This window comes from Bradyrhizobium sp. CCGUVB23 (assembly GCF_024199885.1).
GTDB lineage: Bacteria > Pseudomonadota > Alphaproteobacteria > Rhizobiales > Xanthobacteraceae > Bradyrhizobium.
Window position 1 is genome coordinate 6,131,327 of record NZ_JANADQ010000001.1, and the last position, 24,722, is coordinate 6,156,048.

The 24,722-nt window shown below is 63.9% G+C and carries 24 protein-coding genes; 17 read left to right on the forward strand and 7 right to left on the reverse strand.

Features of this window, described 5'->3' with window-relative positions; translation table 11 throughout:
• Positions 1-41 precede the first annotated feature (41 nt).
• A complete protein-coding gene (locus NLN62_RS28315; protein WP_254111064.1) occupies positions 42-824 on the forward strand; it encodes a MetQ/NlpA family ABC transporter substrate-binding protein in 783 nt (260 codons plus the stop codon).
• Positions 825-979: 155 nt separating this feature from the next.
• Here the strand turns inward: NLN62_RS28315 and NLN62_RS28320 are convergent, their stop codons facing one another.
• Entirely contained in the window at positions 980-1,390 is a 411-nt protein-coding gene (locus tag NLN62_RS28320) for a nuclear transport factor 2 family protein (RefSeq protein ID WP_027524743.1), read from the reverse strand.
• Between the two features lie 140 nt (positions 1,391-1,530).
• On the opposite strand from NLN62_RS28320, the gene NLN62_RS28325 reads away from it, so the two are divergent.
• Positions 1,531-1,734 carry a hypothetical protein gene (locus NLN62_RS28325; protein WP_027524742.1) on the forward strand — a complete coding sequence of 68 codons (204 nt, stop codon included), beginning with the start codon at positions 1,531-1,533 and terminating at the stop codon, positions 1,732-1,734.
• Between the two features lie 17 nt (positions 1,735-1,751).
• Here the strand turns inward: NLN62_RS28325 and NLN62_RS28330 are convergent, their stop codons facing one another.
• Positions 1,752-3,254, reverse strand: coding sequence for a mannitol dehydrogenase family protein (locus NLN62_RS28330; protein ID WP_254111066.1), 1,503 nt, complete (start codon positions 3,252-3,254; stop codon positions 1,752-1,754).
• A 108-nt stretch (positions 3,255-3,362) separates the two neighbouring features.
• On the opposite strand from NLN62_RS28330, the gene NLN62_RS28335 reads away from it, so the two are divergent.
• The 6 genes from NLN62_RS28335 to uxuA all read left to right on the forward strand — a co-directional run bounded on the left by NLN62_RS28335 (position 3,363) and on the right by uxuA (position 9,605).
• Positions 3,363-4,175, forward strand: a complete 813-nt coding sequence (locus NLN62_RS28335) for a FadR/GntR family transcriptional regulator (protein ID WP_027524740.1) — start codon at positions 3,363-3,365, stop codon at positions 4,173-4,175.
• A gap of 73 nt (positions 4,176-4,248) precedes the next feature.
• Entirely contained in the window at positions 4,249-5,214 is a 966-nt protein-coding gene (locus NLN62_RS28340; protein ID WP_371260500.1) for a sialic acid TRAP transporter substrate-binding protein SiaP, read from the forward strand.
• Between the two features lie 149 nt (positions 5,215-5,363).
• Entirely contained in the window at positions 5,364-5,942 is a 579-nt protein-coding gene (locus NLN62_RS28345; protein ID WP_254111068.1) for a TRAP transporter small permease, read from the forward strand.
• A 4-nt stretch (positions 5,943-5,946) separates the two neighbouring features.
• The gene (locus tag NLN62_RS28350) at positions 5,947-7,353 is read left to right on the forward strand and encodes a TRAP transporter large permease (RefSeq protein ID WP_254111070.1); all 1,407 of its coding nucleotides are present in this window, start codon (positions 5,947-5,949) and stop codon (positions 7,351-7,353) included.
• Positions 7,350-8,399 carry an L-idonate 5-dehydrogenase gene (locus tag NLN62_RS28355; RefSeq protein ID WP_027524736.1) on the forward strand — a complete coding sequence of 350 codons (1,050 nt, stop codon included), beginning with the start codon at positions 7,350-7,352 and terminating at the stop codon, positions 8,397-8,399. The genes NLN62_RS28350 and NLN62_RS28355 overlap by 4 nt, the downstream gene beginning before the upstream one ends.
• A gap of 15 nt (positions 8,400-8,414) precedes the next feature.
• On the forward strand, positions 8,415-9,605 hold the full coding sequence (gene uxuA / locus NLN62_RS28360) for a mannonate dehydratase (RefSeq protein WP_254111072.1): 1,191 nt from the start codon (positions 8,415-8,417) through the stop codon (positions 9,603-9,605).
• Here uxuA and NLN62_RS28365 read toward each other — a convergent pair.
• A complete protein-coding gene (locus tag NLN62_RS28365) occupies positions 9,599-10,537 on the reverse strand; it encodes a LysR family transcriptional regulator (protein ID WP_254111074.1) in 939 nt (312 codons plus the stop codon). The genes uxuA and NLN62_RS28365 overlap by 7 nt on opposite strands.
• Before the next feature lie 211 nt (positions 10,538-10,748).
• On the opposite strand from NLN62_RS28365, the gene NLN62_RS28370 reads away from it, so the two are divergent.
• The 6 genes from NLN62_RS28370 to NLN62_RS28395 all read left to right on the forward strand — a co-directional run bounded on the left by NLN62_RS28370 (position 10,749) and on the right by NLN62_RS28395 (position 16,694).
• Complete coding sequence (locus NLN62_RS28370) at positions 10,749-11,828, forward strand: ABC transporter ATP-binding protein (protein ID WP_027524733.1); 1,080 nt, start codon at positions 10,749-10,751, stop codon at positions 11,826-11,828.
• A gap of 35 nt (positions 11,829-11,863) precedes the next feature.
• Complete coding sequence (locus tag NLN62_RS28375; RefSeq protein ID WP_254111076.1) at positions 11,864-12,577, forward strand: HAD family hydrolase; 714 nt, start codon at positions 11,864-11,866, stop codon at positions 12,575-12,577.
• 14 nt (positions 12,578-12,591) lie between these two features.
• Positions 12,592-13,899: an FAD-binding oxidoreductase gene (locus NLN62_RS28380; protein WP_254111083.1), complete on the forward strand. Its 1,308-nt coding sequence runs from the start codon at positions 12,592-12,594 to the stop codon at positions 13,897-13,899.
• 29 nt (positions 13,900-13,928) lie between these two features.
• Entirely contained in the window at positions 13,929-14,990 is a 1,062-nt protein-coding gene (locus NLN62_RS28385; RefSeq protein ID WP_371933033.1) for an ABC transporter substrate-binding protein, read from the forward strand.
• Between the two features lie 109 nt (positions 14,991-15,099).
• Positions 15,100-15,912, forward strand: coding sequence for an ABC transporter permease (locus tag NLN62_RS28390; RefSeq protein WP_254111086.1), 813 nt, complete (start codon positions 15,100-15,102; stop codon positions 15,910-15,912).
• The gene (locus NLN62_RS28395) at positions 15,909-16,694 is read left to right on the forward strand and encodes an ABC transporter permease (RefSeq protein ID WP_027524728.1); all 786 of its coding nucleotides are present in this window, start codon (positions 15,909-15,911) and stop codon (positions 16,692-16,694) included. The genes NLN62_RS28390 and NLN62_RS28395 overlap by 4 nt, the downstream gene beginning before the upstream one ends.
• A gap of 382 nt (positions 16,695-17,076) precedes the next feature.
• On the opposite strand, the gene NLN62_RS28400 is transcribed toward NLN62_RS28395, so the two are convergent.
• Together NLN62_RS28400 and NLN62_RS28405 are read right to left on the reverse strand one after the other, a co-directional pair.
• Positions 17,077-17,664: a hypothetical protein gene (locus NLN62_RS28400; RefSeq protein WP_051389866.1), complete on the reverse strand. Its 588-nt coding sequence runs from the start codon at positions 17,662-17,664 to the stop codon at positions 17,077-17,079.
• Positions 17,665-17,998: 334 nt separating this feature from the next.
• Positions 17,999-18,655 (reverse strand): TetR/AcrR family transcriptional regulator, encoded by a 657-nt coding sequence (locus tag NLN62_RS28405; protein ID WP_254111088.1) that lies wholly within the window; start codon positions 18,653-18,655, stop codon positions 17,999-18,001.
• Positions 18,656-18,872: 217 nt separating this feature from the next.
• Between NLN62_RS28405 and NLN62_RS28410 the strand changes: the two genes are divergently transcribed.
• Positions 18,873-20,213: an MFS transporter gene (locus NLN62_RS28410; protein WP_027524726.1), complete on the forward strand. Its 1,341-nt coding sequence runs from the start codon at positions 18,873-18,875 to the stop codon at positions 20,211-20,213.
• 18 nt (positions 20,214-20,231) lie between these two features.
• Entirely contained in the window at positions 20,232-21,794 is a 1,563-nt protein-coding gene (locus tag NLN62_RS28415; RefSeq protein WP_254111089.1) for a carboxylesterase/lipase family protein, read from the forward strand.
• 146 nt (positions 21,795-21,940) lie between these two features.
• Here NLN62_RS28415 and NLN62_RS28420 read toward each other — a convergent pair whose 3' ends face one another.
• Positions 21,941-22,891 carry a LysR substrate-binding domain-containing protein gene (locus tag NLN62_RS28420; protein WP_035663188.1) on the reverse strand — a complete coding sequence of 317 codons (951 nt, stop codon included), beginning with the start codon at positions 22,889-22,891 and terminating at the stop codon, positions 21,941-21,943.
• A gap of 52 nt (positions 22,892-22,943) precedes the next feature.
• On the opposite strand from NLN62_RS28420, the gene NLN62_RS28425 reads away from it, so the two are divergent.
• A complete protein-coding gene (locus tag NLN62_RS28425) occupies positions 22,944-24,347 on the forward strand; it encodes an MFS transporter (RefSeq protein WP_254111093.1) in 1,404 nt (467 codons plus the stop codon).
• A 64-nt stretch (positions 24,348-24,411) separates the two neighbouring features.
• Here the strand turns inward: NLN62_RS28425 and NLN62_RS28430 are convergent, their stop codons facing one another.
• A complete protein-coding gene (locus tag NLN62_RS28430; RefSeq protein ID WP_254111094.1) occupies positions 24,412-24,618 on the reverse strand; it encodes a hypothetical protein in 207 nt (68 codons plus the stop codon).
• Between the last annotated feature and the right edge of the window lie 104 nt (positions 24,619-24,722).

Genomic DNA, 24,722 nt, shown 5'->3' on the forward strand with positions numbered 1-24,722 from the left:
TGACGGGGGCCAGTGACCATGAATTCCGTTGGAGACCAAGAATGTCGTTTCGTTCCGTTCTGATTCTTTCGACCGTGCTCGCCGCCTGGTCGGCGGCGGCTTCGGCGGAGACCATCAAGATTGGCGTGACCCCGGGGCCGCATGCGCAGATCCTCGAGGCGGTGAAGCCGATCGCAGCGAAGAACGGGCTCGATATCCAGCTCGTCGAGTTTTCCGACTATGTCGTGCCGAACGCCGCGCTCGATGCCGGCGACATCCAGGCCAACTCGTTTCAGAACCAGCCTTATCTCGACAACCAGAAGGCCGATCGCGGCTACAAGATCGAGGCGGTGGGGCTGACCGTCAATTTCCCGATCGGGGTCTATTCGAAGAAGCACAAGAACTGGGCCGACATTCCCGACGGCGGCAAGGTCTCGATCCCGAACGATCCGACCAATGGCGGGCGCGTTCTGCTGCTGTTGCGCGACAAGGGCGTGATCAAGCTGAAGGATGGCGTCGGCTTCAAGCCGACGGTGCTCGACATCACCGAAAATCCTAAAAAGCTGAAATTCATCGAAGTCGATGCGGCACAGGCACCGCGCGCGCTCGACGACGTCGATGCTGCGGCGATCAACACCAACTACGCGACGCAGGCCGGACTTGATCCGGTGAAGGACCCGATTCTGCGCGAGGATCCCAAGGGGCCCTACGTCAACCTGATCGCCGTCCGCGCCGCCGACAAGAACAAGCCGTGGGTCAAGATCCTCGTCGACAGCTACCACACGCCAGAGGTCAAGGAGTTCGTGCTGACCAAGTTCAAGGGTGCGGTGCTGCCGAGCTGGTGATCTGCGCTCGAGCATGACCCGGACCCGAAGGGCCGCGTTAGCGCAAAGCGTGTAGCGGTTTTCCCTCGCGACAAACGCGGAACGCGTTTGCGCGGAGATCATGCTCAAACAATAGACTAAAAGCGCGATGACGATTCTTCCAATCTCATCGCGCTTTAGTGGAAGCTGCGGCTCGGTCCCGGTGGATCGTCGTGCGTCTGTTCGACGATCTGCGCAATCGGGCTCGACTGGTGATGGACGAGCAGCCAGGCGTTGCCGATGCGCCGGAAATGATTGGTGGCGGCAAGCGCGGTGCCGTCGACGATCTCGATGCACAGCACCCGTCCGCTGTCGCCTTCGACGATCGCATGCGGCTCCGCGCAGGCGATCTGCGGCCGGCTCGGGTTCTGCAGGATGTCGCGCCAGCTCCCCATCACCGTGGCGCGGCCGATGATGCCGGGCCAGCCGGGATGGACGCAGGAGATGCCGTCGTCGTCGGCCCACAGCCGTTCCATGGCCGCGACGTCGCCGGCCGCGAAGGCGGCATAGAAGGCTGCGTTGACGGCGATGATCGCGCTCTTGCTCATACCTCCCGGGTGGGCCAACCGCGGGTAAAAATCAAGAGCAATTTCCGTCGATTGGGCTGTGGTGTTCCGGCGGAACGGCGGCTCATGGCCAGCGTTGTATCCGGCGAACGCAACAAGATCGAGCCTCGGGAGAGGGACCCATGGGACTTGCTCAATACGCGATCGTGCCGGTGCGCGACCAATGGGGCGTGCTGCATGACGGCAACATCAACGGCGAGTACGAGACCAAGGAATCGGCCTTCGAGTCGGCCGCCGCCGCAGCCTCGCTCGCAATCCGTCAGGGGCACGAGGTCCATCTGAGCGTGCCCGGGCGTGAGCCGGGCGAAGCCGCGCTTGGCGTCTAACCGTCAGGATTTTGGGATCAGGAGCAGCAGCTCTCCACCGTCCGCCGAGCGCCATGCGCATAGAGCTTGCCAAGCGCGTCGGTCACCACCTCGCGCAGCCGCGGGTTGGTGCCGAGCGAGCCGAACACCTTGCCAATGCCAAGCAGCGCCGGAGCAAGACGCTCCGCAACCGGACCTTGCTCGTGCGCAATGCCTGCGAAGTCGCGCGCAAGCGGGTCGCGCACGTCGATTGCGCGGCCCTGCTCGTCGATTGCCGTGACGTAGCGCATCCAGCCTGCGACCGCGAGCGCGTGCGTCTCGATCGGCAGGTCCCGGCGCAACCGGTCCTGGATCGTGCCGAGCAGTCGCTGCGGCAGCTTTTGCGAGCCGTCCATGGCGATCTGCCAGGTGCGGTGGTGCAGCGCCGGATTGGCAAAGCGCTTCAGCAGCGACGCCCGATAGGCGGAAAGATCGGTGCCTGCCGGCATCGTCAGCGTCACCGCAGCATCCTCCATCACGCCCGCGGCAAGCCTTGCGAAGTGCGGATCACGCATGGTGTCGGCGATGGTCTCGTAGCCCGCGAGATAGCCGAGATAGGCCAGCGCCGAATGGCTGGCATTGAGCAGCCGCAGCTTCATCAGCTCGAACGGCTTGACGTCAGTGACGAGCTCGACACCAGCGGGGGCAAGATCGGGGCGGCCCGCGGAGAAACGATCCTCGACCACCCATTGCGTGAACGGCTCGGTCATCACCGGCCAGGCATCCTGCATTCCGAGCGCGGTTGAGATAGCCGCGCGATCGGCATCGGTCGTTTCCGGGACGATGCGGTCGACCATGGTGCAGGGGAAGGCGACGTTCTCGCAGATCCACTTGCCGAGATCCTTCGACCGCAGCGCGGCAAACTGCGTGACGATCCGTTGCACGGTGCGACCGTTGGCCGCGAGGTTGTCGCAGCACAGCACGGTGAAGGGGGCAAGCCCTTGCGTCCTCCGCCGCGCCAGCGCGGCGACGATGAAGCCGGGCGCCGAACGCGGCGCGTCGAAATTGTTGAGGTCATGCACGACGTCCGGATGCCGCTCATCGAGATCGCCGGTCTGCGGCGTGTGGCAATAGCCCTTCTCGGTGACCGTGAGCGAGACGATGCGGATGGCGGAATCGGCCATCTTCGCAATCAGTCGCGACGGATCCTCGCGCGCGACCTCGCTGCCGACGAGCGCGCCGATCACGCGATGGTCGGTGCCTTCGGCCGAGCGCACCGCGACCGTGTAGAGATGATCCTGCGGGGAGAGCGCGTCGCGGGTATCGGGGCTGCGCAGGCTCGCGCCGATGATGCCCCAGGCGGGCGCGCCGGCCGCGAGGCAATCGTCGATGACGACGGCCTGATGGGCCCGATGAAAGGCCCCTAAGCCCAGATGCACGATGCCAGGCGTGACGCGGGAACGGTCGTAGGCCGGGCGGCGGATGCCGGACGGCAGCTGGTCGAGATTGGCGCGGCCAAGCCGCATGGTCGTCTCCCCCTTTACTTTTCCGCTGCTTGACATGCCGGCCATCCTCGGTCAATGCTCTGGTCAATTGGTAAGACCAATTTTCCAAAATTGGCGGGTCGCCGGGGATCGTCGCCCCGGACAGGCCCTCTCAGGGAGGCCAGCGTGCCGCTGGAAGCTGTGGAGGCGAGACGGCTTTATCGCCAGGTCGCCGATCAATTGCGGGCTCTGATCGACAGCGGCGAGTACGCTGTCGGAAGCCGGCTGCCGACCGAGCGCGAGCTCGCCGAGCAGCTCAGGGTATCGCGGCCGACGGTGCGCGAAGCCCTGATCGCGCTCGAGGTCGAAGGCCGTGTCCGCATCCGCGTCGGCTCCGGCATTTACGTGATCGAGCTCGCTAGTCCCGCAACGTCCGTTCCCGCAACGCTGATCGAAGGTCCGTTCGAGCTGCTCCGCGCTCGCGAATTCCTCGAAGGCGCCATCGCCGAGCAGGCCGCGCGCGTGGCGACAAAGGACGATCTCGCGCGCATCGACGCCTCCCTGATCGCGATGGAGAACGTCGAGCATCCCGGCGAAGCCTCGATGGTCCACGATCGTGCCTTCCACGTCGCGATCGCCGGCAGTCTCGGCAATGCCGTTCTCGTGCGCGTCGTCGGCGAGCTCTTCGACCAGCGCCTCAATCCCTATTTTTCGCAGCTCGCGCATTACTTCGAAAGCCCGCGCACCTGGCGCGCCGCGCTCGATGAGCACCGCGTCGTCCGCAACGCCATTGCGGCGCGCAATCCCGAGGCTGCCCGTGACGCCATGCGCGATCATCTGGCGCGCTCGCAGGAGCGCTTTGCACGAAATTTCGGAGCCGAGGCCGGCGGGGCACCGGCGTCCGCCCGCAGCGGGGCGGCACGATCGGCCGCGCGTCCGTCAAAGCCAAAACGACCGCCAAAAAAGCAGGCCGCGAGCAGCGGCGCGCGGCGGCGATGACTTTGGGCGGCCCGGACCATCGGACCGGGCAAACAAGACTTAGACAATGGAGGAAAAATCAGTGTTCAGGAAGATGACGATTGTGCTGGCGGCTTCAGTCGCGGCAATGCTGGCTGCGACCAATGCCGGGGTGGCGCAGACCAAGCTCAAATGGGCCCATGTCTACGAGACCTCGGAGCCGTTCCATACCGCCTCCGTCTGGGCCGCGCAGGAGATCGGCAAACGCACCAATGGGCGTTATCAGATCGACGTCTATCCGGCCTCCCAGCTCGGCAAGGAGACGGACCTCAACCAGGGCCTGTCGCTCGGCTCGGTCGACATCATCATCTCCGGCTCGAGCTTTGCCGCAAAGAGTTTCCCGCCGATCGGCGTGACCTACTATCCCTACACTTTCCGCGATGCCAACCATCTCCTGGCCTACACCAAGAGCGACATCTTCAAGGAGCTCGCCAAGGGCTATGAGGACAAGAGCGGCCATCACATCATCGCGGTGACCTACTACGGCGTGCGCCAGACTTCGTCGAACAAGCCGATCAAGACTTGCGCCGACTTGAAGGGCCTCAAGATGCGCGTCCCTGACGTGCCGGCCTATCTCGCGATGCCGCGGGCCTGCGGCGCCAACACCGCGCCGATCGCGTTCGCGGAGGTCTATCTCGCGCTCCAAAACGGCACCGTCGAGGCCCAGGAGAACCCGCTGACCACGATCGAGGCCAAGAAGTTCTACGAGGTGCAGAAGCACATCGTTCTGACAGGCCACATCGTCGATCACCTCAACACGGTCGTGTCGGGCGCGCTCTGGAAGAAGCTCAGCGACGAGGACAAGAAGATCTTCACCGACGTCGCCCAGGAAGCGGCTGCGAAGGCGACCGAGGAAATCAAGCAGAACGAAGCCAAGCTGATCGGCTTCTTCAAGGACAAGGGCCTGACGGTGACCGAGGTCGACAAGAATGAGTTCCGCGACACCGTGATGAAGAACGTTGCGTTCGAGAGCATGGGCTATCGCAAGGCCGACTGGGAGCGCATCCAGGCGGTGAAGTGACGGCGGGCCGTCGTTCCGGGGCTCGCGAAGCGAGAACTGTGGTGCGCAGTCGCGCACCTGAGAATCTCGAGATTCCGGGTTCGATGCTGACGCATCGCCCCGGAATGACGTGAGCCAATCACGCGCCGTCAGTTTTTGGGAGAAAACACATGTCCACCGCCGAAATGCACCGGCAGATCACCGCGGATGAGATCGCCCACACCTTCGAGGAAGAGGCGACGCCGAAGGTCGATCTCGGCCATTACGCCTTCGAGGACTGGTTGGCGCTCGCGATTTTCTGGGTGATGGCGCTCTGCGTCTTCCTCCAGTTCTTCACGCGCTACGTCCTCAACGACAGCTATGCCTGGACCGAGGAGATCGCGACCTATTGCCTGATCGGCGTGGTCTTCATCGGCTCGTCGATGTGCGTGCGGCTGTCGCGGCACATCCAGGTCGATCTCGTCTACCGCTATCTGCCGCACCCCGCGGCACGCGCGCTGTCGACCGTGATCGACCTGATCCGCATCGCGTTCTTCGGCTACGCCATCCGCCTGGTCTGGATCTACATCCAGGTGATTGGCGACGAGCCGATGACCACGATCAATTTTCCCAAGAACTATGTCTACTACCTCGCGCTGCTCGGCTTCGTGCTGATGTTCGTCCGGTCCGTGCAGGTGGCGCTCGAAAACTGGCGGCAGGGCTATTCGATCCTCGAACGTCCCGGCGCCTACGACGGAACGGAAGGGTGATGCCATGCTGCTACTGCTTGGGGGCTTTCTCATCCTGATGCTGCTTGGACTGCCCGTGGCGCTCGCCATGGCGGTGTCCTCGCTACTCTATATCCTGGTCAGCGGCGTGACGCCCGACGTCACGCTGGCGCAGCGCATGATCGCGGGCGTCGAGAGCTTTCCGCTACTCGCCGTGCCCTTCTTCATCCTTGCCGGCAATCTCATGAACATCGCCGGCGTAACGGGACGCATCTACAAATTCGCGGTCGCGCTGGTCGGCTGGATGCGCGGCGGCCTCGGACACGTCAACATCATCGGCTCGGTGATCTTCTCCGGCATGTCCGGCACCGCGATCGCGGACGCCGCCGGTCTCGGTACCATCGAGATCAAGGCGATGAAGGACCACGGCTATACCACCGAATTCTCAGTCGGTGTCACGGCCGCGTCCGCCACGCTTGGTCCGATCATTCCGCCGTCGCTGCCTTTCGTGATCTACGGCATGATGGCCAACGTCTCGATCGGCGCGCTGTTTCTCGGAGGCGTGATCCCGGGTGTCGTCATGACGCTGTTCATGATGGCGACGGTTGCCTATTTCGCCCACAGGAATCGCTGGGGCAGCGACACGCCATTCTCCTGGCCGCAGCTCGGCTCGGCAGGACTCGAGGTCATCATCGTCTTCAGCTTCCCGCTCGCGATCTGGCTGATGACGCTCGCCGGCGTCTCGACCAACACGGCCGTCGTCATCGGCCTCGGTGCGCTGCTCGCGATCGACTGGTACTTCGACTTCTCGGCGGTGATGGCGCTGATGGCGCCAGTGATCCTGATCGGCGGCATGACGCTCGGCTGGTTCACGCCCACGGAAGCAGCCGTCGCGGCGGTGATCTGGTCGCTGTTCCTTGGCATGGTGCGCTATCGCACCATGACGTTCAAGACGGTGGCGAAGGCGACCTTCGACACCATCGAGACAACGGCCTCGGTGCTGTTCATCGTCACAGCAGCCTCGATATTTGCCTGGTTGTTGACGGTGTCGCAGGCGGCGCAGACGCTCTCCGACTGGATGCTCAGCGTCACCCACAACAAATGGGTGTTTCTGCTGCTGGCCAACATCCTGATCCTGTTCGTCGGCTGCTTCATCGATACCATCGCGGCGATCACCATCCTGGTGCCGATCCTGCTGCCGATTGTGCTCAAGCTCGGCATCGATCCGATCCATTTCGGCTTGATCATGACGCTGAACTTGATGATCGGCCTGTTGCATCCGCCGCTCGGCATGGTGCTGTTCGTGCTTGCGCGGGTGGCAAAACTCTCCGTGGAACGCACCACCATGGCGATCCTGCCCTGGCTGGTGCCGCTGATCCTGGCGCTCATCGCCATCACCTACATTCCGGAGCTGACGCTCTGGCTGCCTAAATATATGGGACTCTCCAAATGACCTCAGTCGCTCTCGCTGCAACCCTGTTCGGACCCGAAGACCTGCGCATGATCGAGCACCCGCTCGAGAAGCTTGGCGAAGGCATGGTGCGCATCCGCTTCGGTGCCGGTGGCATCTGCGGTTCGGACATGCACTACTTCCGCCACGCCCGCACCGGCGATTTCGTCGTGAAGTCGCCGCTGGTGCTGGGACATGAGATCTCCGGCGAGGTCGTGGAGATCGCCGGAGCCGCGCCGAACCTGAAGGTCGGCGACCGTGTCGCCGTCAATCCGTCGCGCTGGTGCGGCCATTGCGTCGCCTGCCGCGAGGGCCGGCCGAACCTCTGCGAAAATATCTTCTTCATGGGCTCGGCGTCGAAAACTCCGCACATGCAGGGCGGCTTTGCCAATTACTTCGATGCGATCCCGGCACAGTGCGTGAGGATCCCGGATCACGTCTCCTATCAGGCCGCGGCGCTCGCCGAGCCGCTCGCGGTCTGCCTCCACGCCGTCGCGCGCGCCGGTGACGTCAAGGGCAAACGCGGTATCATCTTCGGCGCCGGGCCGATCGGACTGCTCACCATGCTCGCGGCGCGCCGCGCCGGCATGGCGGACGTCACGGTCGCCGACATCGCGCCCGCGCCGCTTGCCTTCGCAACCCGGCTCGGCGCATCCCACGTCGAGAACGTCTCGGGCGGCGAGGAAGGCCTGAGGGCGCAGGCCGCTGTGCGTCCCTATGACGTCGCGTTCGAGGTTTCGGGCACGGCTGCGGGCCTTGCCAGCGCCATTGGCATCGTGCGTCGTGGTGGCACGGTGGTGCAGATCGGCAACCTGCCGGGCGGCCAGATTCCGACGCCGGCAAATGCCGTGATGGCCAAGGAGATTGACCTGCGCGGCTCGTTCCGCTTCGGTTTCGAATTCGCAACCGCGGTGGAACTGATTTCCAATGGCAGCGTCGATGTGCTGTCGCTGGTCACGGCCGAGCGCCCCTTGTCGACGGCGCCCGATGCGCTCAGGCTGGCGCTCGACCGCTCGCAGAGCGTCAAGGTCGTGCTGACCGCGAACTGAGCCGGGAGGAATGTCATGATGCTGCAGGGATGGCGCTGGTACGGGCCCGATGATCCCGTGTCGCTCGATGATGTCAGGCAGGCCGGCGCGACGGACATCGTCTCCGCACTGCATCAGGTGCCGATCGGCGAGGCATGGACGCGCAAAGGCGTCGAGGAGCGCAAGAATTTCATCGAAAAGGGCCAGCCCGGCCGCACGCAACTGACCTGGTCGGTCGTGGAATCCATCCCGATCCCCGACGACGTCAAGCGGCTTGGGGCTAAGGCAACCCGCTCCATCGAGGCGTGGATCGCGAGCCTGGAAGCGGTCGCCGCCTCCGGCATCAAGATCATCTGCTACAACTTCATGCCGGTGGTCGACTGGTGCCGCACCGATCTCGAATGGGAATTGCCGAACGGCGCCCGCGCCATGCGCTTCGATCAGGATCGCTTTGCAGCATTCGAGCTGCACATCCTGAAGCGGCCAGCGGCACCTCAGGAATATTCGCCCGAAGCGCAGGCGCGTGCGAAAAAGCTCTTCGAAAAGATGAGCCAGGCGGACATCGATTATCTCATCACGGCCATCGCCAGCGCGCTGCCCGGTTCGACCACCGAGCCGATGACCATCCCGCAATTCCGCGACCGGCTCGAGCAGTATCGCGACATCACGCCCGAGATCCTGCGCCAGCATCTCGCCGAATTCCTCGCGCGCGTCGCGCCGGTGGCGGAGCAGTTGGGCGTGTCGCTGACGCTGCACCCCGACGATCCGCCGCGTCCGTTGTTCGGCCTGCCGCGCGTCGCCTCCACGGCTGACGATTATCAGGCGCTGTTCGATGCCGTGCCGTCAAAGGCCAACGGCATCTGCCTGTGCACGGGCTCGCTCGGCGTGCGCGCCGACAACGACCTGCCGGCGATGGCGGAGCGCTTCGGCCCGCGCATCGCATTCGCGCATCTGCGTGCGACCAAACGCGAGGCCGACGGCCTGTCCTTCTACGAGTCCGATCATCTCGATGGCGACGTCGACATGGTCGCCGTGCTCAAGGCACTCCTGAAGGAGAACGCGCGGCGCGCGCCGGACAAGCAGATCGTCTTTCGCCCCGACCACGGCCATCGCATGCTCGATGATCTCGCCGCGACCAAGCGCACCAATCCCGGCTACACCGCGATCGGCCGCCTGCGCGGCCTCGCCGAGCTGCGCGGTGCGATCCGCGCGATCACGCATCAATAGCAGGCGGTCATCAGATCGAGCTTGGGATACAGCTGGTCGATCGCCGCGATCTCGCTGCGCATCTGGCCGATGATCCAGTCGCGGATTTCGGCGGCAAGGGGCCGCATCGGTCGGTTGCGCGGCGGCAGGAATTCGCAAATGCGGCGCGTGGTGGTGAGCGCGTCGGACGCGGGGACCAGGGCGCCGGTGAGCAGCCAGTGCGAGGTGACGGTCAGCCAGCCGAGCGCGATGCCCTGGCCGAGCAGCGCGGCCTGCACCACGACGGCATAATCGGTGAAGCTCAGCGCCTTGGATGGGCCACGGCGCTTCGTGAGAAACTTTGGATAATCCGCCGCCCAATCGCCCGGCGTCTCGGCGAGACGAATGACGGTATTGCCTTCCGCAGGCTCCACCTCGCTCATGTAAGTGGGGCTGCACACCGGCAACATGACTTCTTTCATGACCAGCGTGCCGCCGGAGTAAGGCTCCTCGCTGTCGCGAAAGCGCATGCCGAGATCGACATTCTCGACGGGCCCGCGCAGCGCCCCCGAGATGAGCTGGAAGCGAAGGTCGACTTGAGGAAAATGCCGCTGCAGCTTGTCGATGCGCGGCATCAGCCAATGCGTGGTGAAGGCGGAAGAGACGGAGAGGGTGACCGTCTCGGTACCCTTGCGCCGTCGCTCGATCTCGATCAGCCCGGTCTCGATGCTGCGAAAGCCCTCGAGCACGCGGCGATACAGCAGTTCGCCTTCCTCGGTGAGCACCGCGCGCCCCGCCTTGCGGTCGAACAGGCGAACGCCGAGATGCTCCTCGAACTGGCCGAGCATGCGGCTCACCGCAGGCTGCGTGACGTTCAACTCCGCCGCCGCAGCAGTGAAGCTGCCGTTGCGCGCCGCTGCGTCGAAGACGAACAGGGCGTTTGAGGAGGGCAGCATTCGGCGGAGCTCGGGCATAACTTGATGTTATGCGGCCGGTAAGAATTTGGCAATTGCCGAGTTTTGCCAACTCTGGTGTCATTGGCATGACAGGCTAAAGACAAGGCTTGGGAGAGAAGATTGCGTGCTCATGAAGCTGCAATCGCAAGCTGATCCTACGGCCAGTCTATAAAACAAGCTTATGGCGTGCAGTGAGGCGCGCCGCCTAGGGTGTGACGAGGATCGATCGTTGGACAAACGAGCGGAAAGCGTCGAGATCAGGTCCGCAAGCAAGGCTTACGGCGCGGTTCGCGCCCTCGATGACGTGTCACTCAATGTCGGCGCCGGGGAGTTCGTCTCGCTGCTCGGCCCGTCCGGTTCCGGCAAGACCACGCTGCTCGGCATCCTCGGCGGCTTCATCCTGCCTTCCTCCGGCTCGATCCATTTCGGCGGCCGCGACGTCACCTACATGCCGCCGCACAAGCGCGAGATCGGCGTCGTCTTCCAGAACTACGCGCTGTTCCCGCATATGAGTGTCGGCGAGAACGTCGCCTTTCCCTTGCGCGCCCGCCGCCTGCCGAAATCGACCTGGCCCGACAGGGTGCGCGCCGCACTCGCCATGGTGGGGCTGTCCGGCTATGAGCATCGCGGCATTGCGCAGCTCTCTGGCGGCCAGCGCCAGCGCGTGGCGCTGGCGCGCGCCATGATTTTCGAGCCGCAACTGATCCTGATGGACGAGCCGCTCTCAGCGCTCGACAAGCAGCTCCGCGAATCCATGCAGATCGAGCTGCGCACGCTGCACAAGCGCATCGGCGCCACCATCATCTACGTCACCCATGACCAGCGCGAGGCGCTGACCATGAGCGACCGCGTCGCCGTGATGAAGGACGGCAAGCTGATACAGATCGACGAGCCCGCGCGCCTGCACGACCATCCAGCGGATTCCTTCGTCGCGAGCTTTATCGGCGAAGCCACGCTCTTGCCCGTCCGCCGCATTGATTCATGCAGCGTCGCGCTCGGCAATTCCGTGCTGCGCAGTGCCCGAGCTATCCCACCGGGCGATGCGCTGATGCTCGCCGTGCACAGCGAGAAGCTTCTGATCGACGATGGCGCGGGCGATGGGGCCTGCAACCGGCTGACCGGTACCGTCACCGACATCGTCTACCAGGGTGAGAGCCTGCGTATCTTCCTCAGCCTTGCCGACGGCTCTGCGCTCAGCCTGCGCCAGCCGACCTATCACGAGGCCTATCGCCGCATTCCGCCGGTCGGCGGCAATCTCATCGTCACCCTCCACCCCGAGGACACCATCGTCGTGCCGAGGGTGGACTAGATCCCACCTCGTTCCAACCAAAGAGAAGAAGCCCAATGTCATCCCAAGCCTCGTTCAACAATTTCAAGGTCCTCACCTTCGACGTCGTCGGCACCTTGATCGATTTCGAGGCCGGTGTGCTATCGGCGGTGCGCAGGATCTCGGGCAAGACGCCGGCCGAGCTCAGCGACGACAAGATCTTCGCCTCCTACAAGCGCGGCCGCGATGCGCATCCCGAACGCTCGAGCGAGGTGATGTTCCACGTCTATCGCTATCTCGCCAAGGAACTGGGCCTGCCGGCCGACGATGCATCCTGCGACGTGTTCCAGCTCGCGGTGCTGCGCTGGGCTCCGTTCGCGGATTCAGTCGAGGCCTTGAAGCGCCTGCGCACGAAATTCCGCCTGGTCGCGATGACCAATGCCGATCGCGTCGCGCTGTCCTGCTACGCGCATGCGCTCGGCAATCCCTTCGACGACACCGTCTGCGCCGACGAGACTGGTGTTGCAAAGCCAAATCCGGAATTCTTCGCCTACAATAAAGGCCGTCAGTCGGCGTTCGGCTACAAGCAGTCGGACATCCTGCACGTCGCGCAGAGCCAATACCACGACATCGGGATCGCGCGGAAACTTGGCTACAAGGTGTGCTGGATCGAGCGGCGCCAGGGGCTCGCCGGCTTCGGCGGAACGCCGGAGGTGCCGACGCTGACCAAGCCCGACTTCCATTTCCCAACCATGAAGGCCTTTGCCGACGCCGCCATCGGCGCAGTGTGAGCATGAGCGGACGCATGACAGGGAATTGGACCGCGCAGCCATCCGCCAACTCGCTCTGGGCGAGCACGGCGGAGCCTGCTCGCGAGTTTCCGGTCCTGTCAGGCGAGCATCAGGCGGATGTGGTGATCATCGGCGCGGGCTACACCGGCCTGTCCGCGGCGCACCACATTGCCAAGAGCGGTCTGTCGCCGGTCGTGCTGGAGGCGAACCGCCCCGGCTGGGGCGCGAGCGGGCGCAACGGCGGGGTGATCACCGCAAAGTTTCGCCTGTCGTTCCGCGAGATCGACGCCGCGCATGGCCGCGCCATGGCCAAGCGAATGTACGAGATCGCGCATGAATCCACCGACATCGTCGAGAAGCTGGTTGCTGAATTCGGCATCACCAGCGCGGCGTTGACGCGGACCGGTCAGGTCAAGGCCGCGCACAACGAGACGACGTTGAAGGCCGCGATCAATGAGGCTGACTGGATGAAGCGCGAGATGGGCGATGCGGAGGTCCGCATCCTCGACGCCAGGGGCGTGCGCGATGAGACCGGCTCGGACATCTTCGTCGGCGGCGTGCTCAATCCCGGCTCCGGCGGCATCCATCCGCTCAACTATGTGCGCGGCCTCGCCGACGGTGTGGCGCGCCGCGGCGTCGCCGTCTTCCAGGACACGCCGGTCCTCAAGCTGCGACGTGAGCAAGGCGGCGTCTTCGCCGAGACGCCGCAAGGCGTGGTGCGCGCAAAGCAGGCGATCATTGCCACCAACAGCTATTCCGATCTGACGGATGCGACGCGGCACTTGCAGCACACGCTGATCCCGTTCCGCAGCGCGATCATCGCAACCGACCAGCTGCCGCGCAATCTCGCGGGACGCCTGATGCCGACGGGCCGCACCTACACCGAGACCAAGCGCATGATGCGCTGGTTCCGCATGGTCGACAATCGCGTGATCTTCGGCGGCCGCGGAGCCTTCGGCAAGCAGGATTCGGAATCCGCCGTCGACGCGCTGCGCAAGGCGATGGTCGGCATTTTCCCTGATCTCGCGGACGTGCGGCTCGCGTTCAAATGGTCGGGCCTCGTCGGCATGACGCTGGACTCGGTGCCGCATATCGGCCGGCTCGACGAGCGCACGCTGTTCGCCATGGGCTACAACGGGGCTGGCGTCGCGATGTCGAGCCTGATGGGCCGCTATCTCGCGGCCTTCGTCCGCGGCGAAAAGCCTGATGTCGGGCTGCTCGATGCGAGCCGCCTCAAGATCATTCCGTTCTATTCGTTCCGCGAACCCGCCGTGCGCATGGTTGCCGGTTGGTACCAGTTCCTGGACGCGATCGGACAGTGAGTTTCTTGTTGACGACAGAGGAGGCGAGGATGACGACGAAACTGGGCTTCAGGTTTGGACATGCGATGTTGGGCGCGTCCCTCGGCGCGTTTGGACTTGCGTGCACGACGGCTGATGCCGCCGAGCAGATCACCTTCGTCTCGCAGGGCGGCGCCTATCAGCAGGCGCAGACGGTGGCGATTCTCGATCCCTCCGCCAAGAAACTCGGCATCACCATCAACCAGGATTCCATTCCCGACGCCTGGCCCGCGATCAAGACGCAGGTCGGCAGCGGCAAGCCGATCTGGGACGTGGTTGACACGCCGACCGGCTATTGCCTGCGCGGCGGCGAGCAGGGGCTGATCGAGAAGCTCGATTTCTCGAAGATCCCGAACGCCGCGGCGATGCCTGAGGCCTATCGCAACCCCTATTCGGTATCCTACGAGTTCTACTCCAGCGTGCTCGCCTTCAGCCAGAAGACGTTCCCGAAGGATGCGCCCAATAGCTGGGCCGATTTCTGGGACGTCAAGAAATTTCCTGGCCGCCGCGCGCTGCGCAACCATCCCATTGCAACGCTTGAGGCTGCGCTGATGGCCGACGGCGTCGCGCCCGACAAGCTCTATCCGCTCGACGTCGACCGCGCCTTCAAGAAGCTGGAAGAGATCAAGCCGAACATCACGGTGTGGTGGACATCGGGCGCGCAGTCGGCGCAGCTCCTCAACGACGGCGAGGTCGACATGGAGATGGCCTGGAACGGCCGCGTCAGCGCGGTGGCGAAGGAGGGAGCCAAGGTCGCTTTCACCTACAACCAGGGCATTTTGCAGAGCACCTCGCTCTGCATTCTCAAAGGTGCGCCGAATCTCGAGACGGCGGTGAAATTCCTCAACGAGGCGGTCGATCCCGTGCATCAGGCCAATTTGCCGCTGAACATCGACTACGGCCCGGGCAACCCGAAGGCGTTCGATACCGGCGTGATCAAGCCGGAGCGCGCCGCGCAATTGCCGAGCGAGCCCGCGAACGCGGCGAAGCAAGCGCTGATGTCCTATGCCTGGTGGTCGTCGCCGGCAGGCGAGGCGGCCGAGAAGCGCTGGGCCGCGTTCATGCAGAAGTGAGCCAACCGGTTCGGCGGCCGCCGAACCGGACCGATCAACCAGCGAGGCAGCGTTGACGACATCAAAACCAGATCCTTCGCTCAGGCATCAGCGCCGTGAGGATGGCCTGATGCTGGCATTGGTGTCGCCGGCGCTGCTTGTCATCCTCCTGCTGATCGTACTGCCGGTCGGCTGGCTCGCGTGGCAGTCGATCTACCACGCCGGCTTCACGCTCGAGCACTATCGCCGCATTCTGAGCGAGGACATCTACTGGCGCAGCTTCGCGCTGACCTTCGAGATCAGCCTTCTGGTGACGGTGCTCGCGCTCGTGCTCGGCTATCCCGTGGCCTATGCCGCGAACGCGGTGCCGAAGGCGTGGAGTGTCGTCATCCTGGCGCTGGTCGTGTTGCCGTTCTGGACCAGCGTGCTGGTGCGTGCCTATGCCTGGCTCGCGCTGCTCCAGCGCACCGGCGTGATCAATCAGTTCCTGCGCTATCTCGACGTGATCGGCGAGCCGCTCGCGCTGGTCCACAACACTTTTGGCACGGTGGTCGCTACCGTGCACATCCTCTTGCCTTTCATGGTGCTGCCGCTCTACGCCACCATGCAGAAGATCCCCAACGATTTGATGCAGGCCGGTGCGAGCCTTGGTGGCAGTCCGGCGTTCACCTTCTTTCGCGTCTTCCTGCCGCTGTCGCTGCCCGGCGTGCTCGCCGGCTCGACCATGGTCTTCGTGCTGTGCCTCGGTTTCTACATCACGCCGGAGCTGCTCGGCGGCGGGCGCACGGTGATGGTGTCGATGCTGGTGAGCCGCAATGTCGAGCTCTACAACCAGTTCGGGGCGGCGAGCGCGGTCGCCGTGGTCCTCCTCCTCAGCGTCCTCCTGATCTTCTTCGTCGTCAGCCGCTTCATCTCGCTCGATCGCGTGTTGGGGCAGAAATGAGAACAATTTCGCCCGCCCGGATCGTCTTGATCGCGGCTACCGCACTGGTGCTGATCTATCTGATCCTGCCGGTGCTGATTATTGTGCCGATCTCGTTTTCCAGCGCGCGCTTCCTGACGTTCCCGCCGCCTTCGCTGTCGCTGCGCTGGTACCAGCAATATTTCTCAAATCCGGCCTGGATGCAGGCGACGCAGGTGACGCTGATCGTCGCGGCCTTCACGGTCGTGATCGCGACGCCGCTCGGCGTCGCCGCGGCCTACGCAATCAGCCAGTCGAAACTGCGCGTCATGCGCGTGATCCACATGGCGCTGCTCTTGCCGCTCGTGGTGCCGATCATCATCACTGCGGTCGGCATCTTCTTCATCTATGCAAGGGTCGGGCTGGTCGCGACCCTGCCGGGCCTCGTGCTCGCCAACGTGATGCTGGGCCTGCCTTACGTCGTCATCTCCGTGCTGGCGGGCCTGCAAAGCTTCGATCCCGCGCAGGAGATGGTCGCGCGCAGCCTCGGCATGAATCGGTTGCGCAGCTTCTTCGCGGTGACGCTACCGCAGATCAAGTCGAGCGTGGTGGCGGGCGCGATCTTCGCCTTCATCTCGGCGATGGACGAGACCATCATCGCGCTGTTCATCTCGGGCGGCCAGTACCAGCCGCTGACCAAGCGCATGTTCACCGCGCTCCGCGACGAGATCGATCCGACCATTGCCGCGATCTCGACGCTGATGACGGCGGCGTCCTTCATGCTGGTCCTACTGGCGAGCGCCCGGCAGCGGAAGAGCGGATGAGGCCGCTCATCGGGACCCTTCCCACCAAACTATCGAAAACAACCCCATGCAAAGTAGAACGGCGATTCGCCGGCGGGGATGCCTTGCGCCGCGTAAGGCATTGGCACGTCGAGTCAATCAGCGAAACAGGCGCATCAGCGCGGACTCGATTGCTCCGCTGCGCTTGCAATGATGAACTTGTGAAAGGCGCTCACCATATTCTCGGTGTCATCGCCCTCCTGGTGCGCAATTACACACTGGAGCGGCGATCCAGTATTCCTACGGGGAGGCCGCGGCGTACAGGGCGTGTACTCATCTGTGGACGCCCCGCGAGATGCAAGCGGTTTTAGTCGACGCTCGCCGCCGTGCCGCTGGTCTCAAGGCACGGCGGCGTTCACTCACGTCACCGCGCGCTGCCCGTGGTAAGCTCTTGCGGGTGCACCGGGATCATGAGGTGTTCGTTGGGCTTGCCAGGGAACATGACGAAGGGCTGCGTCGCGTCTTTGACATCCAGATCGCGTGGATAAGGACTGAGCATCTCGTGTGCTGCGCCGCCGACGATCATCACGTGCGGCCCGGTCTGGACCCAATGCTGGTGCGTGTGCCGTTCGGTGAAATCGTGATTGCTCGTGCCGGTGTCACCGGCAAGCATGAAAATTAGGCCAATCTTATTCGGCGGAGCCTGATTGGCTTGCAGAGCTTTCCGCCATTCCATGGCGTTCTGGTCATCGCATTCGGGCGTTCCGTACTTGTCGATAAAGCACGTGAAACCGTTCGATCCGGTCTGGACGGTCTTAGAAGACCCATCCGGCTGCGGCATGGTGATCGTGGCGTTATTCACCACCGACGGCGGGGCCGCGGTCTTCGCCTTGGCGATATACTCTGGTTCGGTCTTCGGTACTTCCTCCGTCGGAAGAGACGATGCCGACGTAATCAGGGCTGCCGAAGCTACGCAGAACCCAACCGAGGCGAGAGCATAGAGCTTGTTCATGGCTTACCTCCTTCAATGGGGTTGCCTCCATAGTGATGTAAAATGTCCAGCGGGATGCATCGAGAGACGAGAGGAGCGAACCTCAATGCAATCTCGATCAAGGTTTGTCTTCATCGACTTGATCTTGGTTCAGACTTCGCAAGTGACAACAACTCTGCCCTATGTCGGCGGATGGAATCGCATCGTCACTGGCTAAGCAGGTGGGCTAATATCAAGAGCTGAGCTGCTGTCGGTTTTGACGCGCCCTGGATTCCCCGCTTTCGCGGGAATGACAGCTGGGATGTGGAAGCTCTTCCGGCCCCGACGCAAGCCGTCCAAACGGACGGCCCGGCCGCTACCCGGTGCTCTTTGCCCCCAACCAGGCCAAAATCATCTCCACGATCTGCGTCCGGCTCTTCGCCAGCACCTTGGGCTCGCTCAGATCGCGGTCGAACAGGGCGCCGAAGGTGTGGCGGTTGGCGACGCGGAAGAAGCAGTAGGAGCTGATGGCAAGATGCAGGTCGACGGCGTCGACGTCGTTGCGGAAGACGCCTTCCTTGCGGCCGCGCGCGAGGATCCCGTCGAGCGTCGCGATCACGCTGGCGTTGAGCTGGCGCAGTTGCGGATTCTGCTTCAGGTGCTTGCCGTGGTGGATGTTTTCGATGCTGACGAGGCGGATGAAATTCGGATTGCGCTCGTCGTGGTCGAACGTCGCCTCGATCAGCCGCCGCAGGCCCTCGCGCGCGTCGCAGCGCTCGATGTCGAGCTGGTCCTCCAGCGCGCGGATGTTGCGATAGGCCTCCGCCAGCACCGCGAGATAGAGCTGCTCCTTGCCGCCGAAATAGTAGTAGATCATCCGCTTGGAGGTGCGGGTGCGCGCTGCGATCGCGTCGACCCGCGCGCCGGAGTAGCCCTCTGAGGCGAATTCCTGCGTCGCCACTTCGATGATGTCACGCTTGGTGCGCTCGGGGTCGTTGGTGCGCTTGTGGGCAGGGGGCATGCGCTTCAGCATCACGGTTTCTCCCGCCATTTTCTATGGATCACCTTGAAGGTGAAGGCAAATTTCGTAACCCCAGGCACGGCTTCGATGCAACCTTGCATAAACGTACTAGTTCGTACATTATGAGCGAAAGCGAGTGACGGCAAGTCACCGCAAAGCACGGGGCAGCCAAGAAGGTCGCCGCCAACGGACGCGGGATCTGCCGCGCATCACACGGGGAGGAATTTTCATGACGTTGACGTCAACCGCATCGCTGCACGCGCCCGTCACAACGGAAGCCGCGCAGAACAAGCTGCCGAAGCGCGCGGCGCTCGTCAGCTTCGTCGGCAGCATGCTCGAATACTACGACTTCTTCATCTACGGTACTGCGGCCGCGCTGATCTTTCCAAAAGTGTTCTTCGCCAATGTCGATCCCGCGACCGCGACGCTGCTCGCGCTGCTCTCCTTCGGCATCGGCTATATCGCGCGCCCCGTAGGCGCCGTCATCCTTGGCCATTTCGGCGACCGTATCGGGCGGAAGACCGTGCTCTTGTTCACGCTCGTGCTGATGGGCGGCTCGACGCTCGCGATCGGCTTGTTGCCGGATGCGAAGGCGATCGGCAATGCCGCACCGATCATTCTGACGCTGCTGCGGCTGCTGCAGGGCCTGTCGGCCGCCGGCGAGCAGAGCGGGGCGAACTCGCTGACGCTCGAGCATTCCGCCAACTCCAACCGCGCCTTCTTCACGAGCTGGACGTTGAGCGGTACGCAGGCGGGCGCGATCCTGGCGACGCTGGTGTTCATCCCGGTTTCGAGCCTGCCGGAGGATCAGCTTCTGAGCTGGGGCTGGCGCATTCCGTTCCTGCTCTCGGCACTGGTGCTGCTGGTCGCTTATCTCGTGCGGCGGACGATGCCGGAGACGCCGGTCTTCGAAGAGATCAAGGACAGGGCGCAGGTCGCGCGCTTCCCTGTGGTCGCGCTGCTGCGCGACTACTGGCCGGACGTACTGCGCGTCATCGTCTGCGCGCTGATCGCAACCGTCAGCACCATGACCGCCGTGTTCGCGCTCGGCTACGCCACCAGCAAGTTCGGCGTGGCGCGCCCGACCATGCTGTGGGCCGGCGTGCTCGGCAACGTCACGGCGCTGATCACCCAGCCGCTCTGGGCGCTGCTCGCCGACAGGATCGGCCGCAAGCCGGTGTTCATCGGCGGCGTGCTCGGCTGCGCGGTGCTGCTGTTCCCGTACTTCATGTTGATTACCTCGGGCAACGCGATCGCGATCTTCGCCGCCGCGACGATCCTCTCGGGCGTCGTCTATGCCGCGCCGAACGCGATCTGGCCGTCCTTCTATGCAGAAATGTTCGAGGCGCGCGTGCGTTATTCCGGCACCGCGATCGGGACGCAACTCGGCTTCCTCGCCGCCGGTTTCACGCCGCTGGTGAGCGCGAGCCTGGTCGGCGAGGGGCCGAACGGCTGGATTCCGGTCGCGATCTTCGTCGCCGCCTGTTGCGTGATCTCGGCCGCGGCCGCCGCGACGGCGCGCGAGACGCATACGGTCGACATCGCCGATCTCGGTCGGCGGCGCGGTTAGAGCAGAGGCGACGTTCGCATGTTGACGCAGACAGTTTCGACCACGAACGGGCCGGTCCGCGGCCTCGAGCAGAAGGGCGTGCGCGCCTTCAAGGGCGTGCCCTATGCGACCGCACGGCGCTTTGCGAGAGCGGTGCCGCCGCGCGCGTGGTCCGAGCCGATCGCCTGCACGGCCCACGGCGCCTACGCGCCGCAGCCCGGCCATCTCGATCAGGCGAATGAGCCCGCCTGCCTCACCCTGAACATCTTTGCACCGGCCGCGGTCGATCGGCCATTGCCGGTGCTGTTCTTCGTTCATGGCGGCGCCTTCGTCACCGGCGGCGGCGCCGACTATGACGGCAGCTTCCTCGCCGCGCAGGGGCCGGCCGTCATCGTCACCATCAACTACCGGCTCGGGCCGCTCGGCTTCCTGCAACTGCATCGCCTCGGCGGTAGGCTGGCGGAGGCCAACAATCTTGCGATGTCGGATGCGCTCACCGCGCTCGACTGGGTGCGCGCCAACATCGCGGGTTTCGGCGGCGATCCCGATGCGCTGACGCTGTTCGGCCAATCGGCGGGCGCGTCCATGGTGATCGCGCTGGCAACCCTGCCTCAGGCGAAGCACAAGTTCGCGCGCGCCATCGCCTTCAGCGCGCCGGGCCGCGGCATCATGAACCCCGCGCATGCCCATGAGGTGGCGCGGCGCGTGATTGCGGAGCTCAGGCTGGAAAACGATGCGAGCGCCATCGCGGCCGTGCCGCTGCCGCAGCTCTTCGCGGCGGTGGAAAGCGTCGGTCGCAGGCTGGCGGATGAAACGGAATCCGGCACCGTGTTCGGCCCGGTGCTGGACGGTGTGGTGATCCCCCGCGATCCGATCGACGCCATTGCCGGCGGCGCACTCCGCGACGTACCGCTTTGGCTCGGCTCCTGCCGCGACGAGATGGTGATGTTCCTGAAGAGCACGCCGCCTGCCGCGATGATCCGCGTCACCGAGCGGCACATCCGCGCGTCCTTCGGCGACGCCGGCTTCGAGCGCCTGCTCGCCTGCTATAGTGCGACCGCGCGTGCGGATGAGGATCCCTACGAGGCGCTGCTGTCGGATGCCTTCTGGCATCGGCCGCTAGCCGCGATTGCACGCCATCAGAGTGCGGCCGGCGGTGCCGTTTGGCTGAACCGGTTCGATCATCGTCCGGCGCTGGAGCCTTTCCTGTCGCAAGGGCCGACGCACGGCGCGGACAATGCCTGCGTCTGGGCGCACCTGCCTTACTTCATCCATCGCCCCATCCTTCGGCGCAAGGGCGGCCCGATGACACCTGGCGATATTGAAGTTGCCATGCGCCTCCAGGCCAGCATGCTGCGCTTCGTCGCGACCGGTTCACCTGATACGGCCGACGCCTGGCCGCGCTTCGAGCTCGGCAAGGAACCTCTCGCCATCTTCGACCGTCCCTTCCATATTGGTAGCCTCAACGAAGGCAAGCGCTTCCGCCTGTGGGCGGAGCTGCTGGCGCAATTTGTAGTACCGCAGACAGCCAAGCGGAAAGTTCACGGCCAGCCAGAGCGTGACCATTCGTGCGGCCAAGCGGGCCACACGACAATGTCCTAAAGCGCGATGAGTATGGGATGAATCGCCATCGCGCTATAGGTTGTTGGTTGAACATGATCTCCGCGCAAACCGCGTTCCGCGTTTGTCGCGAGGGAAAACCGCTCCACCTTTTGCGCTAACGCGGCCCTTCGGGTCCGGATCATGCTCTAGGTGTCGGTTGATGTGCGATCCGCCTCGTTGGCAATCCAGTTGGCAAACCGATTCACGCGCTTGTCGCCGGTCAAGACGGCCTGCCAGCGGATAATATGTGTCTTGCTGGACGGCATGTCCCACTTCGGCGGCAGCAAACGGCACAGCCTGCGCTCAGCCATTGCGTCCTGAACGAGCAAGGAGCGCGCAAGGACAACGCCCGCGCCCTCGATCGCCGCCGCGAGCGCCAAACTCAGAGAGCTGAAGCGCATGCCCTCTGGCACCTGCGTTTTTATCCCGAGCCTCTCAAACCACACCGGCCATGACCACTCGGCACCGTCGTTCCGGCCAAATGGTCCCTTGTGGATGATCGGCAGGCCGGCAAACTTGAGCGGGTTCGACAGCGGTCGAGCTCGTCGAACAAGGCGCGGCGCTGCAACCGGAAAGACCCGCTCATTGAAGAGCAAGCGCTGCGTGGAGTTGGATCGCGCTGTGGATTTGGGCAGCCACAGGATGAGAACGTCAACATCTGCGGCACGCATCTGCGCTTCGCTTTCAAGGACGACGAGTTCGAGCCCAATGTCCGGGTTCGACGCCGCGAATCCTGGCAATCGACGCGCCAGCCAATAGTGCGACAGCGCTGCTCCGACACCGATTTTCAGGTTCGCCGGCCGAGCCGCAGCTCTGAATCGAGCCCGGAGACTCGCCATGTCATCCAGCAGTCTAACAATATTCTCCAGCAACGAGATGCCGGCTGGCGTCGGCGCCAGCCCGGTGCCAGTGCGATTGAACAACGGCGCGCCGACAAAAGCTTCGAGCTTTTTCAGGCGATGACTGATCGCACTCTGTGTGAGACGGAGCTCGCCGGCTGCGAGCGTCATGCTGCGATGGCGCGCGGCCGCTTCAAAGGCGACGAGGCCGTCAAAGGGAGGAAGAGTTCGCATCCTGTAACTATGAACCAGATTCATGATGATGTGAACGGGTGATCATGCTTTCTCTCGGCCATCACTCTTGATCGAGATGAATGTCGAGATGTCGCCGAGCCAACCACAAGCCAGATCGATGGAAACTGCGCAGCCGATTTCCATGTGGCCGGCGCTTGCTTTGGGCTTGGCCGGTTTCTTGAGCAATTTCGACGTCACAGCGGTCGTCGTCGCCTTACCGGCAATTTCGCGCGAACTGGAGCTCGGAATCGCCGGCTATGCGTGGCTCATGGATGCCTACAGCCTTGCGTTCACAGGCTCGCTCTTGGTCGCCGGAGCGCTGTCCGACCGATACGGCCGTCGCAAGGCGATGCTGCGCGGCAACCTCGTATTCGCTGCGGCATCTCTGATGTGCGCCCTGGCATGGGATGGCCTGTCGCTGTCGCTTGCACGCGCGGCCCAGGGTGTTGGGGCCGCCTTCGTGATCACTGGTGGCATCGCTCTGATCGCCACGACATATCCGCAGGCGGTGTCGCGGACACGTGCCTTTTCCTGGCTTGGCGTCATGTCCGGAATAGCGATGGCATTGGGGCCAACGCTCGGCGGCATCGTCGCGTCCTGGTTCGGATGGCGATGGATATTCCTGGCAAACATTCCTGCGTGCGCCCTTGTCGCATGGAGCGTCCCGCGTGTCGTGAACGACGCGCGTGAAGCTTTGCCGCGCCCCGTCGACGTTTCCGGAATGGCCATCCTCACCGGCGCCCTCTTCATGCTGATCGAGTCTCTGCTGCATGGTCGATCTTCGCCGATGGCGTTTTGGTCGGGGTCTGGCTTTGCCATTTTGCTGCTCGGTGCCTTCGTCCTCCAGCAACGTAGGCGCGCCCAACCCATCTTCGATCCGGCTGTGTTCTTGAACAGGGCGATGGCGGGGATAGCACTGCTCCTCACATCGGTCTCGATTGGGTATTGGGCTTTGCTCGTCTACCTGCCGCCGTTTCTCGCCACCGCTTTCGGCCTAAGTGTCGATGCAGGCGGAATAGTCATGCTCGCGGCAACCCTTCCAATGTTGTTGTTGCCACCGGTCGGCGGCCGGAGCGTCACCGCGCTTGGATGGCGACGGCATTTCGTATTGGCCCTTTCCCTCATGACCACGGGGAGCGCGACCTTCATTGCAGCGCTGATTTCAAACGATCCGCCGCCATCATGGTTGGTCGTGGCAGCAATGTTCCTGAGCGGCACTGGAGCCGCCCTGGCCCATCCTCAGCTATCCGGCGCCGTGGTCGCGTTGGCACCAATCGAGCAGGCGGGCATGGCGTCGGCTGCCACCGTCGTCGTGCGACAAGCGAGCTTTGCCATCGGCATTGCCGCACTGGGTGCCTTGCTCAGTACTGCGGATCGGGCCGACGCCTACATGTTGCTCTTCGCGGGCGCGGCCATGGTCTGTGGATTGGGAACCCTCTCGGCCGTCATGCTGCTTCCTTCGAAGCCGCTGCCACTGTAGGGCAATGACGGGAGCAATGTCGTATGTGGCCTAGCGGTTCGCGGCCGTATCCACCTGGTTCACACTAGCCGCCCCAACGACAGTAGGGCGTGCACCGATAGCTTCCGCCGTGCCAATGGCCCCAGTGCCAGCGCACTTGGACCACGTCACTCTCCTGCACCACCGGCTTGGCGCTCGAAGACAAAGGAGTGATCGGGGCAGCCATCGCAGGTGCGCCGAGTGATATCGCACCAATCACGAGAACCGCTGCAGGAATTCTGGCCATAGACATGACGTTGCTCCAATCCGCAACTTCCAACCATCATCAACTTGGCTGACCGCAATTCGTTGCACTCCGAGGAAGGTGGCCGGCCGTTCAGCCGTCGGCGTCGCGCA

Excerpts from the sequence above, each read along its gene's own strand:
- uxuA (WP_254111072.1), top strand. The coding sequence starts at position 8,415 with ATGATGCTGCAGGGATGGCGCTGGTACGGGCCCGATGATCCCGTGTCG.
- NLN62_RS28325 (WP_027524742.1), top strand. The coding sequence starts at position 1,531 with ATGGGACTTGCTCAATACGCGATCGTGCCGGTGCGCGACCAATGGGGC.
- NLN62_RS28410 (WP_027524726.1), top strand. The coding sequence starts at position 18,873 with ATGACGTTGACGTCAACCGCATCGCTGCACGCGCCCGTCACAACGGAA.
- NLN62_RS28320 (WP_027524743.1), bottom strand. The coding sequence starts at position 1,390 with ATGAGCAAGAGCGCGATCATCGCCGTCAACGCAGCCTTCTATGCCGCC.
- NLN62_RS28405 (WP_254111088.1), bottom strand. The coding sequence starts at position 18,655 with ATGCTGAAGCGCATGCCCCCTGCCCACAAGCGCACCAACGACCCCGAG.
- NLN62_RS28365 (WP_254111074.1), bottom strand. The coding sequence starts at position 10,537 with ATGCCCGAGCTCCGCCGAATGCTGCCCTCCTCAAACGCCCTGTTCGTC.
- NLN62_RS28395 (WP_027524728.1), top strand. The coding sequence starts at position 15,909 with ATGAGAACAATTTCGCCCGCCCGGATCGTCTTGATCGCGGCTACCGCA.
- NLN62_RS28430 (WP_254111094.1), bottom strand. The coding sequence starts at position 24,618 with ATGTCTATGGCCAGAATTCCTGCAGCGGTTCTCGTGATTGGTGCGATA.
- NLN62_RS28380 (WP_254111083.1), top strand. The coding sequence starts at position 12,592 with ATGACAGGGAATTGGACCGCGCAGCCATCCGCCAACTCGCTCTGGGCG.
- NLN62_RS28400 (WP_051389866.1), bottom strand. The coding sequence starts at position 17,664 with ATGAACAAGCTCTATGCTCTCGCCTCGGTTGGGTTCTGCGTAGCTTCG.
- NLN62_RS28375 (WP_254111076.1), top strand. The coding sequence starts at position 11,864 with ATGTCATCCCAAGCCTCGTTCAACAATTTCAAGGTCCTCACCTTCGAC.
- NLN62_RS28345 (WP_254111068.1), top strand. The coding sequence starts at position 5,364 with ATGTCCACCGCCGAAATGCACCGGCAGATCACCGCGGATGAGATCGCC.
- NLN62_RS28425 (WP_254111093.1), top strand. The coding sequence starts at position 22,944 with ATGAATGTCGAGATGTCGCCGAGCCAACCACAAGCCAGATCGATGGAA.
- NLN62_RS28315 (WP_254111064.1), top strand. The coding sequence starts at position 42 with ATGTCGTTTCGTTCCGTTCTGATTCTTTCGACCGTGCTCGCCGCCTGG.
- NLN62_RS28340 (WP_371260500.1), top strand. The coding sequence starts at position 4,249 with ATGACGATTGTGCTGGCGGCTTCAGTCGCGGCAATGCTGGCTGCGACC.
- NLN62_RS28385 (WP_371933033.1), top strand. The coding sequence starts at position 13,929 with ATGACGACGAAACTGGGCTTCAGGTTTGGACATGCGATGTTGGGCGCG.
- NLN62_RS28330 (WP_254111066.1), bottom strand. The coding sequence starts at position 3,254 with ATGTCAAGCAGCGGAAAAGTAAAGGGGGAGACGACCATGCGGCTTGGC.
- NLN62_RS28355 (WP_027524736.1), top strand. The coding sequence starts at position 7,350 with ATGACCTCAGTCGCTCTCGCTGCAACCCTGTTCGGACCCGAAGACCTG.
- NLN62_RS28390 (WP_254111086.1), top strand. The coding sequence starts at position 15,100 with ATGCTGGCATTGGTGTCGCCGGCGCTGCTTGTCATCCTCCTGCTGATC.
- NLN62_RS28350 (WP_254111070.1), top strand. The coding sequence starts at position 5,947 with ATGCTGCTACTGCTTGGGGGCTTTCTCATCCTGATGCTGCTTGGACTG.
- NLN62_RS28415 (WP_254111089.1), top strand. The coding sequence starts at position 20,232 with ATGTTGACGCAGACAGTTTCGACCACGAACGGGCCGGTCCGCGGCCTC.
- NLN62_RS28420 (WP_035663188.1), bottom strand. The coding sequence starts at position 22,891 with ATGAATCTGGTTCATAGTTACAGGATGCGAACTCTTCCTCCCTTTGAC.